The following is a 12,743-nucleotide window of genomic DNA, read 5'->3' on the forward strand; positions in this document are numbered from 1 at the left end:
CTCCTTGTGAATCTGTTGAGCTGTTTCCCGAACCCCCCAGTCCGGGATTTGGCGCGTTGAAACACGCCCCCATTATGACAATGGGGTTCAGATACTATAGGAGAAGAAGGGCTGTCCTGAGTGTGGATGGTAATTGCACTTTTCAAGCGTGAATGGTCAAAATGAACGCCTGAGGTGCTTTGGTGATCAGGCTGGGGCAGTCTCGACGTGAGGAATGGTGAAGGAGACGCGGGTCCCTTTGCCGGGATGACTAATGATGGAGAGCATATGTGACGGGCCGTAAATCTGCTCCAGTCGCTGGTTGCAATTGCGCACGCCAATGTGGTCTTCCCCGGAGAATTCGTTTTCGCTGTTCAGGACGCTCCAAAGCGTGGCTTCGTTCATGCCGACACCGTCATCTTCGATGTGGACATGTACCAAATTGTTGTCCCGTCCGATGCGGATGCGAATGGTCCCGCCGTCATCGCGGCCCAGAATGCCGTGTTTGACGCTGTTTTCTACCAGAGGTTGGATAATCAGGGTCGGAACTTCGATGTTTTCCACGCCGTCGTCCAGATTCCATTCACTTTTTACTCGGTCACCGAATCGGGCCTGTTCGATTTCCAGATAGGAACGGACCTGTTCCAGTTCTGAACCGATGGGCGCGAAGCCGTCTCCCGCATCGAGATTGCGGCGCATATACATTGCCAGTTCGGATAGGAGCGAGCGTGCCCGTTCCGGTTTGGTACGACAGAATGCGCCGATAGTATTCAGGGCATTGAACAGGAAATGCGGGTTGATCTGGGTCTGCAAACGTCGAATTTCCGCTTTGGCGAGCAATTGATTTTTTGTCTGGATATCCTGTAATTCAAGCTGTGTTGAGAAGAGTCCTGCAAGGCCTTTAGCCAGTTCAAAATGGGTGGTGTGCAACGGGATACCGTCGGTTCCGTAGAATTTAAGACACCCTACGATGCGGTTGCCTTTACGCATGGGGACGATGACGGCCGATGTAAGCGGACAGTTCGGATCATCACATCCAATGGCCTCTTTGGAACGAAGAAAGGCTGGTTTTCCTGACAGGAGGACTTTCTTGGTGGCTGTGGTTCGTAAAGGTTCGCCGGGGAGATGGTGGTCGTCGCCAATTCCCAGATGCGTCAGGACTTTGGTGTTGCTGGCGATGTCAACGGCGGCGACAGGGACGCGTTCCCAGATGATTCGGGCGGTTTCCAGTGCAGAGGCTTCATCCAGACCGGATCGAAGGTGGGCCACGGTCTTGTTGGCGATGGCCATAATCTGACTGATGCGGCTGGAATCGCGTTTGCTCCGGTATTCAAAAAGCAGGTGCAGGGTCTGCACGAACAACACCGCGCCGAACGTGTTCACCGCGATCATTGGCAATGCGATGACTTTGACCAGATCTACGGCTTGATCAAAAGGTTTGGCCATGGTCAAAACCATCAACTGGTGCATGGTTTCACCCCCCAAACCAACAAAGAGTGCGGCTCGCCAGTTGAGATTGTTACCCTTGAGGTGAATGGAAACATAGCCAGCTATGATACCTTCAAGGAAGGTCGCCAGCCCACAGGGGAGGGAGCTGAACCCGCCGATATCGATAAGCAATCGATGGCCGCCAGCGATAAGACCTGCTCCAAAGCCTACAAGGGGGCCGCCGAGCAGTCCGCCAGTGATGACATAGACACCGCGCAAGTTGGCGTACGAATCAAAGACAATGTCGCCGCTGTAGGTGCCCATGATGCCAAGCATGCCAAACAGCACAGCTAACAAGATTCTGTATTTCTTTTCAGGGCGGCGATTTACGCCGAGTTTGCCCAGCGGAGACAGCGTCAGCACGAACAGGCCGATGGCCATCATGGCACCGAATCGGCCAATCAGTGTGACCAGAAGATCGAGAATGTGTTCAAACATGATGTCCCGGAGGTCAGCGGCTTATAAGCCGAGTCGTTTCTTGAATTCTTTGACGCGGCCTCGGGTCAAGGTGACTTCAGTGGAGCCGTCGTCGTCAAGGATAAGGCAGTACTTACCGCTGGTCCACGGGGTGAATTCGCGGACGTGGTTCAGGTTGACCACGGTGCTGCGGTTGATGCGCAGAAAAGGTTGTGAAGCAACCCGGTCTTCTACTTCGTCAAGGGATGTCAGGGCGTGGCAAAGGAGGCTCTCGTCAAGCGTGTTAACCATGATTTTGCGGTCCTGCAATTCAAAGTAGACGATGTCTCTAAAGTCGATGAATTGAATGCGACCATTTCGTTCCACCGTGAAGCGAGGTAGAGGCCGGTCGCTGGAAACCGTTTTGAGCAGGTCACCCAACTCCGGTTGGGGATCGTTTGTTTTGTCCTGTTTGTCGAGTATTTCGCGGACTCGTTCCACGCTTTTTTTGAGTCGTTTGGATGAAACCGGTTTGAGGAGATAATCCACGGCATTTTTTTCAAAGGCCCGGACCGCGTATTGGTCGTAGGCGGTCACGAAAATGAACAGGGGAGGATTTGGTAGGTATCGGGCTTCGCGTAGTACGTCGAATCCATCCTGACCCGGCATCTGAATATCCATGAATACGAGGTCCGGTGATTCGTTGCGGATGGCTGTCAGAGCCTCGCCAGCGGTTTGCGCTTCCTGAATGTCGAGATCGGGAAAGCTGGCCAGCAGGTAGGCTAACTCGTTGCGGGCCGGGGCCTCGTCGTCGACTATCAGAGTACGTATTTGCATGGCGGCAACAATGATCCTGAAGTTTTCATTTTTAACGGTGAAAACCCTATTCCAGCCCATGCCTCCCTGTCAATTCCGCCTTTTGTTGGCGGTATTGGTCATTTTTTCCAGTACGGGTGACTTATATCTTCAAAAGCTGACATGGCCGCGATGGACCCTTCGCCGATGGCCGTGACGATTTGTTGCAGGCCTCCCGTCAGGTCTCCGGCGGCATAGACACGTGGCAGATTGGTGCGCATATCAGATTCGACTTTGACGAAGCCATCTTCCTTGAGTTTCACGCCAAGCGATTTTGCCAGCCCGGTAGAGGCTTCCTGACCGATAGCGACGAATGCACCGTCCACCGGCATGTCCGTCACGGCGCGGGTCATGAGGTTCCGAATCTTGAGGTTGTTTACCCGTCGCCCGTCACCTTCGATTTCTTCAACAATGGTATTCCAGAGAATGGGAATTTGTTCGTGGTTTACGGAATCCTGAAGAGGTTTCTGTGCACGGAAGGTGTCGCCTCGATGGATGATGCTGACGTTGACCCCGAGGTTTTTGAGATGCAGGGCATCGGTCAAGGCTGTGTTGCCGCCTCCGATGATGGCCACTGACTTCCCTTTGTAGAGATACCCGTCACAGGAAGCGCAATAATTGATGCCGCGACCGAAATACGTGTCCTCACCTACAGCACCGAGTTTGCGGTATGTCGCGCCGGTCGTCAGAATGAGGGCCTTGGCGGAATAGACACCTCGACTGGTCGTTACGATGATGGTTTCGCCTTCTTTCATATTACCCATTTGAATGGCGTCGACGCTTTCTCCTTCATGTACAGGGAGATATTCGCGAGCATGTTCGCTCATGATGTCCATGAGTTGTTTACCGGGAACAGAAACAAATCCCGGATAATTTTCGACAATCGGTGTCAATGCCACCTGACCGCCGACGATATGCTTTTCCAGTACTACGGCCTTGAGACCTGCCCGGACCGCGTAGATGCCTGCGGTCAATCCCGCGGGGCCTGCCCCAACGATGACGAGGTCGACTTCGCCGGGTTCAATGGTTCCGTAGCCGGAGGGCGTTTTGCCTTCTTCCATGCCGGGAAGACTGCCTTCGGCGAGCATGTCCTCTGCGGATTTGAGATAAACCATTTCCACAACAAATCGTTCTTCGGGTAAGAGCCCCATGACATCATGGGCTCCCTCATTGAAGATGGTATGTGGAACAGAACCGACGCCGTAGCGTTCCGTTAATTCAGGGTTTTCACTCATTTCGATACATTCGGCCTTGATTTGGCCGGGTTTTGCGATTGCGCATTTGATAGCGGACATGACCTGTCCGGGACAGTATGGTCAGGTTGGCGCGACAAAAACTTGAACCAATCGTTCGTCTTTGAGTTGTTCAAGGAGGGGAGTGGACATGTCAGACAGTCCGCTCTTGCCCAGCGAGACGAGCATGATGGCAGTGATGAAGGATTTTCCTTCTTCACCGATAGGCGCACCCAGAAAGCGGATATGGTAATCGTCGGGATTGACGCACAAGGTGGGCGAGGCTGTCACTTCCAGTTCTTTGGCGCGGTCGGAATCAATTTCATAACCGGTCACCAATATCTTGTCGGTCAGTCGAGCAAGATCCCAGCAGAATTTGGCTGTGTAGTCAGAGAATTCATCATTGACACCGGGCTGGGTGAAAACTTCCAGTGACACAGAGCCTTGGAGCGTCTTGAAGGTTTCGGTCAATTGCTTGCGAACATCGGCAGGCAGGAACCAGTCGTCCTTTGTATCGTCTTTGAACAGGGGAGCCATGGATCACCTCGTATTGTCTGTGCTGGATGAAATTCCTCTATTTATAAAAATATGTGAGCTGGGTGCACGAGTCAAGTTGGTATAAGAATCGGATTTGTCAAATCACTACGCATCGATTTCGGCCACTGTTTTTGGCTTTGTAGAGGGCATCATCGGCTCGCTTGAGTAACGTTTCGATAGTTTCATCTTTTTCGTGAATTTCCGTTATTCCGATGCTGATGGTGTAAGAGATGGAATGGCCATGTGTCTTTACACTTTCCTGCTCGATAAGTTGACGGAGTCTTTCAGCGGTCTTTTCTCCGGCAACGATGTTTGTTTGAGTCAGGGCGGCCATGAATTCTTCTCCACCAACTCTGCCGAAGACATCCGTGGTACGCAAAGTGATTTTACACAGGGTTACCAAAGCCTTTAGGATCTCATCGCCTGCCGGGTGCCCGTAGGTGTCGTTGATCCTTTTAAAATGATCGATATCCAAGGAGAGCAGGACCATTGAGGTATTGTACCGTTTGCATCGTTCGAACTCAGCAGTCAGGCGTTCCATGAAATAACGTCGGTTGTGCGCTTCGGTCAGTGGGTCTGTAGAGGCCAGTCTGCGCAATTCGTTTTCCATTTGGCGCTGTTTGGTGATATCTCTGTTTACCCCGATCATGCGCTGAGGAATACCCTGACTATCGGTTTGGATAAGGCCAGCAGTTTGGATGACATGGATACTGTTGTCGGGGTGAATTATTCTGAATTCAAAGTCGATATGCCCCTTCTGTTCTATGCAAGTGGCGAGTTGACGTTCTACTTCTACGAGATCCTCGGGATGAACACGCGATTTCCACGCTTCGTACATCCCGCTGAATTCATCAGGGCCGACGTTGTATAATTCCTTCATCTTTTGGTCCCAATGCAGGTCATCAGTGGCGAGGTCCCATTCCCAGATGCCGATGTTGCCGGCATTTGTGGCCAAAGCCAGTCTGTCGGCTACAACCCGGAGAGCCTCTTCGTTGGATTTGAGATCTGTCATGTCGCGGGCTTCGACGGAAATGTAGTCGATTTTATTTCCGTCCATGGACACCGGGTGATAGGTCACGGCCATGTATCGTTTGCCTGCTGCCGGTAAATCGAGCCAGGATTCTACCCGAGCAGTTTCTCCTGCTAATGCTTTGTCCATATTGGCTTTGGATACTTGTTCATAAACTTCAGGGCCGACTAACTCCTTGATGCTTTTGCCGATGATATCTTTCCGTTCTTTTTTGAACATTTTCAGATATGAATTATTGACGATCTTATACACGCCATTGCGATCAACAAGGGAGATGAGGTCGGGTGTGGTCGCGACGATGCGTTCATAGCGAATCAAGGCTGTCTTTGCCTGTTCCCGCTCCCTGTCTTTTTTGACGAGATTGATGTTCAGGATTGCGAGTTCCTGATTGACCTCTTCCAGTTTGGCTGTACGCCGTTTGACCTTTTCTTCCAGTTCTTCGTGAGCCGCTTGGAGCTCCGCGTTAGACCTATGGCGTTGGATGATACCCCAGATTCCGTCCATGACGAGTTGCACCTGACGGATGTCTTCCTCTTCATAGTCAGAGTCCTTGTTGCCGACCCCGGCAAGCATGACGATGCGGTCATCATCAAATATTGGGACATTTGCGTGGTTCCGTATGTATATATGTCCTTCAGGGTATCCTTTTTTTTCAGGATGATTTTGATAATCGTTGACGATGACAGCCTTGCGCTGTCTGACTGCATCAGCCCACATGCCAACCCCGTCCACGGACTGCCCCTGCAGATTCCGTTCGATTGCACATTGCTTCATGACGGATGTTGACCATGCATGGAGTGTCAGCTCTGTCTCGCCGCGATTCAGGAAATAGATGTACCCGATGTCACTTGCGGACACTTTGGTGATCGCTTCCAGTGCAAAATTGAGGATTTCTTTTTCAGACCGATTGGTCATCTCGGAAATGGTGTACAGTGCTTCAAAGCGGATCTCGGCAAGTTCAATTTCCTTAAGAGCCCGGCGGTGTTCCGTTATGTCGAAAAAAGAAGCTAGTGCCGCTGGTTTTCCATTGTATTCAATCGGTCGAGCATTGACACTGACCCATATAGTACTTCCGTCCATACGGGTGAGCGAAAGATGATGGTCTCTGATGGGCTGATCATTTTTGATACGGCTTCTCAGGTGCTCTCTGTCTGCCGGGTTGTTATAGAAGGAACCTGTATCACTTCCTTGAAGATCGGAGGGCGTACATCCCATTATCATGGCGGCTTCGCTGTTGCATGCGATGATGTCGCCCGTCAGGGAAATAACGGCCATGCCACCGGGCGTCTTTTCAAAAATCAGCCGATGAATAGTGCCGTCCAATTCATTCTTCATGAGTCCCAGATGTTTTTCCAGTTCGGCGACACGCTCTTGGGCAGCATCATATTTTTGTTGTAAATTCTTATTGGCCATACATACGTCCGGTTGAGCTGTTGGTGTGCGTCGGGCTATATCTTTTGGGACACAGGAAGGAGTATGGTGAACGATGTCTTTCCATCACCGGATACGAAATGCACCTCTCCTTGAAGATATTTTTCAGTGAGTAGTTTTGTGACATAGTTTCCCAATCCTCTGTCTCGGGATTTTGTGGAAATGTATCATTTGAACATCTGCTCGCGGATAATGGAAGGGATCTCTCCAGAGTTAGTCATTGAGATGGAAGGCCTTCCGTCATCCAGATAATTGCATTCCAGGGTGATTGTATCCGGGGAGCCTTCACTCGCCTCCAATGCATTGGACAACATATTGCGAATGACGTGCCCTAGCAGTCGTTTATCGCTTGTGAGCGTTTTGGTTTTAATGAGAATGTCGACACCATTGTCCTGCATGTTCCTGAGAGCACATTCTTTGGCTATTATTTTATTGAAAAAAGGTTCTGCCGCGAAAGTCTCAAAATCCGGTTCCAGTTTTCCTTCTTCGGCTGCGGCTACATCTCTGGAATAGAGGACGTCCCTGAGTGTTCGTTGTGAGGATTCTATGAGTAGTTGAAACAGACCTGAGTCTTGAGGGTCGGCTTCTATCAGCTCAGAGAGAGTGGCGATACCACCTACGCCGTTGATAAGCCCGTGATGAAATGTACGGTTGAGGTAACGGAGTTTGAGTTCATGACTTATATCGATGGTAAAGGCCAAGGTCATTGGCTTTCCCTCAAACTCAATGGGCTTGGTGTAAACTTGGAGGTCCAGTGGTTCTTCAGAGCCATGAGCGAGACGGACCATACGACATTCCTTGCAGTCGCTCGTCCCTTCCAGACTTTTGATGATTGCCTGTGCGGCTCCGCATATGTGGCAGAATTCCGAGCAACCGCAACCGGCTTTGACCAATTGTGAGTTGACACAGTTCAATGCCTCGCCGGGGCGTAAGCCGATGACATCTTCTCGTCGCTGCTTGAGCGCGAGTTTTTGGAATGCTTTGTTGCAGTGTACTATTTGCCTGTGTTTGTTGATGACGGTCATGCCCATGGGAACAGCATCAAACCAGGAAAGCATTGGTTCTTGCGTAAGTTTATCAGAAATATGACGGATGGTTTCTTGGGAGTCTCGTTGAGGGGTGGCATAGTGAGTGAAGAGTTCTGCCCCTATAGTCGTCATTATTCTGTCCTTGTTTGGAAACTTCGGCAAGGTGTGTCGTCCTCTTTGACTCTTTAATCAAATAGTACGGGATTTATTAGTCAGGTCAACACTCTCAGAGTGATTATATTGTAAAGGGCACAAAAATAAAGAGAGGGCGACATAGCGCCCTCTCTTTAGATTATGAGTGTATTCGGATTACTTTTTGCCGAAGATCTCCACAGGTCTCGTGGTATCACCGCCCGTATTCGGGAAGTCGGGATACTTATAGGCCTTGGTGTTGGTCTCGATTAGATGACGCGCTTCTTCCATGAATTTGTTGTAGCGATGTTTGCATTCATAGAATCCGTGCCACCATGCGTAGTCCGGGGCCATCATGGCAGAACCCATGCGAGCACGACGGCCTTCATGATGCCAGAGTTCGTAGTACTCGACTTCCAGCCCTTCATCGAAGAACTTGGACTTATCAAGCAGACCCTTTTCGTACAATTCGTCGAGGACCTTCTTGGCTGGTTTGAAGTATGCTTCGTTGTATTCTTCAACAGCCTTGTCGGTTTGGGCGTAATGGTCATCGATCCATGCCGTACCATGGCATTGCCTGCAGATGTCTTTCATCTTGTCGCGTTCAACTTTCCAATCGGTTCCCGATGGGAACGGTTTGAAGTCCTGCGGACGAACGGTCAGCGGGGCTTGAAGTTCCCAGGAGAGACGTTCAGTCACATCATGGGTGGTCGGCTGTTTGCCTGCACCTGACATATGACAGGACGCACAGGTCGGAGCACGGTAATCCACACCGGGGGTCCATGCGCCGGGAGCAGAGTCAAAGTTATACTCGTGCTTGAAGGCTTGATAGATGTCGCCGTGTTTTGATTCGTTGTAGATTTCGATTTGTGGATGGTCTGGGCCGAGATGGCATTGGCCGCAGGTTTCTGGTTTGCGAGCTTCCATAACCGAGAAACGATGGCGAGTATGACAGCTGGTACAGCTACCAAGGCTTCCATCGAGGTTCAGGCGACCGACACCTACGTTGGGCCAAGTTGTCGGATCGAGTTTGCCGTCCTTCATTTTGAGCACGGTGCCGTGACAGTAGTAACAACCTGTCTTGCGTTCGTTGTCGGAATTCATGCCTTTGTTCAGCCATGGGTCAAGCTTCCACATGATCTCAATGGTGTTGGCGTGTTTGCTCTTGGCGTATTGTTTGGCTTCATCAGGATGACAGCGAGAGCAGTCTTTAGGTGTGACGGGAGAGGCGATAGGGACGAAATACTGTTTTTCACCCATGGGCATATCACCCTTGGAGTAGTATTTTTCATGGTCTACCGCGATGTCCTGATCGCCGGGTTCGGCCTGGTGGCAGTCCAGGCAGGTAATCCCAGCCGATGCATGACGGCTCATTGCCCAGTCTGCAAAGATGCCGGGAGTTTCCTGTTTATGACATTCGATGCAAGCTGTGCCCTGAGGCGGTATGGCTCGGTCCATGCGGAATTCCCGTACTTTGGGGAAATTCTGTGCCCCGGCCACAGCAATGGACAGGAGCATGACCGCCATGATCATGGCGAGAAAGAGACTCAGTCGTCTATGCATTCCAAACCCTCCTTTAGATACCCAAGTTCGGCAGCCCTGTCGCCCGGTAAGGAGCGGCGAACTGCTTGTAGTCGTAGAATTGCCTGTCTTTGTGCACGAGGTCTCGATGGCAGTCGGTGCAGCGGTACTCTTCGCCTCCATTGGCATAGAGAACCCTGCGATGTGCCAGCATGGCCCCTCGCTTGTCAGGCATGTGCAGCAGGTTGCGATGGCATTTCATGCATTGGTCATTTTTCATTGTTGACCAGATGCGCTTCTTCATGACGGTTCGATCATAGCTTTCGGCTCCGCCCGTAAAGTGGGCGAAAACGTCTTTTAGTCCGTGAGCTGTCTTGGCAAAGAAGAAATCGTATGTGTCCTGTGGTGCAGGCAAGTGGCAGTCCATACAGTCGGCCACGAAGCCTTGCTCATTGTTGACATGGGTCGATGTCTTCCAGGCCATGACCGCCGGGCGGATTTCATGACAAGAGCCGCAGAACTCCGGGGTCGAAGTCCTGACCATGGTGTAGTAAGTCATACTGAAGAGCGGAAATGCGATCAGAATGCCGCACAAAACCAACAGAATCGACTTGGTTTTTCGCTCCATACCTCCTCCTGGTTGCAGTACATCCTTTCAGGACCAAATGCCCCCGGTCCAGAAAAGAGGGATACGACCAAACTAACAAATTCAGAGGGAAAAGCCATTACATTTTTGTGTTTTTCGCATGAACATTGATTCATGTGATTTCTCATTGATTTCACAACAGGATGTTTTGACAAAACACTCATCGTAAAAAGAACGAGTTCTGTACATGAATGGCCGTTTTTGAATCAGGGGAAAATAATTATTTGTCCATTTGTCTCCATGTGCATGAAGGGCGTTTATAGTGAGAGCATGTTGTTGTCCTTTTGTGACATTATAATAGGTAACAATTACAACCTATGCCATGAATGGAGAGTCTGTGCAGGCCTAATGTAAGGAAATGGGGAGAGAGGTATGAAGAATATTAAATTGAGTGTGAAATTGATTGGTGGGTTTATCGCGACAGCTCTTATTACTCTAGTTGTCGGTGTTATCGGGTATGTTGAGCTTGATTCTATGGAAGAACATGTCGTTACCCTTGGTGAAAAAAGCATGCCGAAAGTAGAAGCCCTTCTACAGATGGAATCCCATTTGAATTCAGCGATGGTAGGTATGCGTACTTTGATGTCTCCGGGGCTTGATGAGGCGATGCGGAAGTCTCAGTATGAAGTACTTGCCACAAATCGGGCTGCCTATGGTGAAAATTTCAAAGTTTATTCCACACTGGACCGCTCCCCTCAAGAGGAGCAGTTGAGTAAGGCGTTTCTTGCCGAAGTTGGTGCGTGGTCTAAGAGTAACAATCAAGCGGTTGAGACATCAAAGAAGTTATTGGCACTCGATATTCTTAATCCTGAACAGTACATGAAGAATCTATGGTTATTTACGAGTGATCATTACCAGTTGGCTGCCAAGGTCGGTGAATTGCTTGCTGCCGGAAGTTCGTTTGAGGGAGGGGATGACCCTGCTCAATGTCGTTTTGGTCAATGGCTGGCTTCATATACAACAACAAATCCTGAAATTGCCAAGATATTGAAAGAGGTGCGTAAGCCTCATGATCATTTCCATCAGGCTGTCGCCAGAATCAAAGAAGCGAGCAGACAAGGGCAAAATGGTGAAGCTTTTGAAGCGTATGAAGGGCAGATGATGCCGGCTGCTGAAGACGTTTTCGGGTATTTCGATAAGCTTCGCGAATCAGCGCAACTGTCTGTTACCACCTTCGATGAAATGACCAAAGTCCTTATGGGTGAGTCCGCTGTTGGTCAGGAAAAGACCATGAATGTGATGGACAAGCTGGTTAAATTCAATTTGGAAGAATCCGACCGATCTGTTCATGAAGCTGAAGCCGGAGCTGAATCTGCCAAATTGTTGGCCGTAGTAGGAGTGATTGTGGGTGTCGTCATAGCCTTGTTCCTCGGTATACTTTTGACGCGTGGCATCACCGGACCGATTTTCAAGGGCGTTACTTTTGCTCAGGAAATGGCGAATGGCAACTTTTCCGAAAAGCTTGATGTTGTTCAGAAGGATGAGATCGGTGATCTGGCTAATGCCTTGAATGAAATGGTCGATAAATTGCGGGGCGTGGTTCAGGAAGTTCAATCAGCCTCTGATAATGTAGCCTCAGGCAGTGAAGAAATGTCTTCTTCATCCCAGAGTCTGTCTCAGGGGGCTACCGAGCAGGCTGCCTCCATTGAGGAGGTGTCTTCCTCCATGGAAGAGATGGGGGCCAATGTTCGTCAGAGCGCGGACAATGCACAACAAACGGAAAAGATATCGAAACAAGCTGCTGTGGATGCCCGGAAGGGTGGTGATGCTGTCTTGCAGACCGTTCAGGCCATGAAGGATATTGCCGAAAAGATTTCCATTATTGAGGATATCGCCCGGCAGACCAATCTGCTTGCTTTGAACGCGGCGATTGAAGCAGCTCGAGCTGGTGAACATGGTAAAGGTTTTGCTGTTGTGGCCGCAGAAGTTAGAAAGCTTGCCGAGCGATCCGGGACTGCTGCCTCAGAAATTAGCGAACTTTCGTCCTCAAGTGTGCAGGTGGCTGAAGGGGCTGGTGAAATGTTGCAGAAAATTGTCCCTGATATTCAAAAAACGGCTGAATTGGTTCAAGAAATTACCGCCGCATCCAATGAACAGGATGCTGGAGTTGGTCAAATCAACACGGCTATTCAGCAGTTGGATCAGATCATTCAGCAGAATGCCGCGGCTTCCGAGGAGATGGCCTCGACTTCTGAGGAGTTATCTGGTCAGGCCACACAGATGCAGATGACCATGGGCTTTTTTAAAATAGGTCAAATCGGTGGAGCAGCTCCCCGTTCCACGGCCGTAGCTTCTGCTTCACGCAAGCCTCAGGCCTTGCCACAAACTTCTCCAAAGGTTTCTGCGAGTCGAGGCGTTGATATGAACATGGATGACGAGGATTTTGAGCGTTTTTAATAGTGTCTATTACGTCAAGAATTAGGCTTCTACCTTACGGTAGGGGCCTTTTCTTTTTTTTGTGGTCAGCG

General features: G+C 50.2%; 9 protein-coding genes and 1 pseudogene. 1 reads left to right on the top strand and 9 read right to left on the bottom strand.

Going from position 1 to position 12,743, the window contains the following annotated elements:
• Positions 1-186: 186 nt before the first annotated feature.
• The 9 genes and pseudogenes from SYK_RS15040 to SYK_RS15080 form a co-directional block, all read right to left on the bottom strand.
• Positions 187-1,905 (bottom strand): LytS/YhcK type 5TM receptor domain-containing protein, encoded by a 1,719-nt coding sequence (locus tag SYK_RS15040; protein ID WP_281761091.1) that lies wholly within the window; start codon positions 1,903-1,905, stop codon positions 187-189.
• A 21-nt stretch (positions 1,906-1,926) separates the two neighbouring features.
• Positions 1,927-2,700: a LytR/AlgR family response regulator transcription factor gene (locus SYK_RS15045; protein ID WP_281761092.1), complete on the bottom strand. Its 774-nt coding sequence runs from the start codon at positions 2,698-2,700 to the stop codon at positions 1,927-1,929.
• A 98-nt stretch (positions 2,701-2,798) separates the two neighbouring features.
• Positions 2,799-3,833, bottom strand: a complete 1,035-nt coding sequence (locus SYK_RS15050) for an NAD(P)/FAD-dependent oxidoreductase (RefSeq protein ID WP_353618307.1) — start codon at positions 3,831-3,833, stop codon at positions 2,799-2,801.
• 6 nt (positions 3,834-3,839) lie between these two features.
• Positions 3,840-4,022 (bottom strand): annotated as a pseudogene (locus tag SYK_RS15055) (thioredoxin family protein); the annotation flags it as partial.
• Positions 4,023-4,034: 12 nt separating this feature from the next.
• A complete protein-coding gene (locus SYK_RS15060; protein WP_281761093.1) occupies positions 4,035-4,487 on the bottom strand; it encodes a hypothetical protein in 453 nt (150 codons plus the stop codon).
• Between the two features lie 97 nt (positions 4,488-4,584).
• Positions 4,585-6,930, bottom strand: coding sequence for a diguanylate cyclase (locus SYK_RS15065; RefSeq protein ID WP_281761094.1), 2,346 nt, complete (start codon positions 6,928-6,930; stop codon positions 4,585-4,587).
• A 185-nt stretch (positions 6,931-7,115) separates the two neighbouring features.
• Positions 7,116-8,108, bottom strand: a complete 993-nt coding sequence (locus SYK_RS15070) for a sensor histidine kinase (protein WP_281761095.1) — start codon at positions 8,106-8,108, stop codon at positions 7,116-7,118.
• Positions 8,109-8,285: 177 nt separating this feature from the next.
• Entirely contained in the window at positions 8,286-9,671 is a 1,386-nt protein-coding gene (locus SYK_RS15075; protein ID WP_281761096.1) for a multiheme c-type cytochrome, read from the bottom strand.
• Between the two features lie 13 nt (positions 9,672-9,684).
• Positions 9,685-10,257, bottom strand: a complete 573-nt coding sequence (locus tag SYK_RS15080; RefSeq protein ID WP_281761097.1) for a NapC/NirT family cytochrome c — start codon at positions 10,255-10,257, stop codon at positions 9,685-9,687.
• Between the two features lie 390 nt (positions 10,258-10,647).
• On the opposite strand from SYK_RS15080, the gene SYK_RS15085 reads away from it, so the two are divergent.
• Positions 10,648-12,672 carry a methyl-accepting chemotaxis protein gene (locus tag SYK_RS15085; protein ID WP_281761098.1) on the top strand — a complete coding sequence of 675 codons (2,025 nt, stop codon included), beginning with the start codon at positions 10,648-10,650 and terminating at the stop codon, positions 12,670-12,672.
• The last annotated feature ends 71 nt before the right edge of the window (positions 12,673-12,743 follow it).

Origin of the sequence: Pseudodesulfovibrio nedwellii, assembly GCF_027923765.1 — a bacterium.
In the GTDB taxonomy this organism is placed as follows: Bacteria; Desulfobacterota; Desulfovibrionia; order Desulfovibrionales; family Desulfovibrionaceae; genus Pseudodesulfovibrio; species Pseudodesulfovibrio nedwellii.

Bases quoted from the DNA above. Each gene is read 5' to 3' on its own strand.
- SYK_RS15065 (WP_281761094.1), bottom strand. From the start codon at position 6,930: ATGGCCAATAAGAATTTACAACAAAAATATGATGCTGCCCAAGAGCGT.
- SYK_RS15075 (WP_281761096.1), bottom strand. From the start codon at position 9,671: ATGCATAGACGACTGAGTCTCTTTCTCGCCATGATCATGGCGGTCATG.
- SYK_RS15040 (WP_281761091.1), bottom strand. From the start codon at position 1,905: ATGTTTGAACACATTCTCGATCTTCTGGTCACACTGATTGGCCGATTC.
- SYK_RS15050 (WP_353618307.1), bottom strand. From the start codon at position 3,833: ATGGTTTATCTCAAATCCGCAGAGGACATGCTCGCCGAAGGCAGTCTT.
- SYK_RS15070 (WP_281761095.1), bottom strand. From the start codon at position 8,108: ATGACGACTATAGGGGCAGAACTCTTCACTCACTATGCCACCCCTCAA.
- SYK_RS15060 (WP_281761093.1), bottom strand. From the start codon at position 4,487: ATGGCTCCCCTGTTCAAAGACGATACAAAGGACGACTGGTTCCTGCCT.
- SYK_RS15080 (WP_281761097.1), bottom strand. From the start codon at position 10,257: ATGGAGCGAAAAACCAAGTCGATTCTGTTGGTTTTGTGCGGCATTCTG.
- SYK_RS15045 (WP_281761092.1), bottom strand. From the start codon at position 2,700: ATGCAAATACGTACTCTGATAGTCGACGACGAGGCCCCGGCCCGCAAC.
- SYK_RS15085 (WP_281761098.1), top strand. From the start codon at position 10,648: ATGAAGAATATTAAATTGAGTGTGAAATTGATTGGTGGGTTTATCGCG.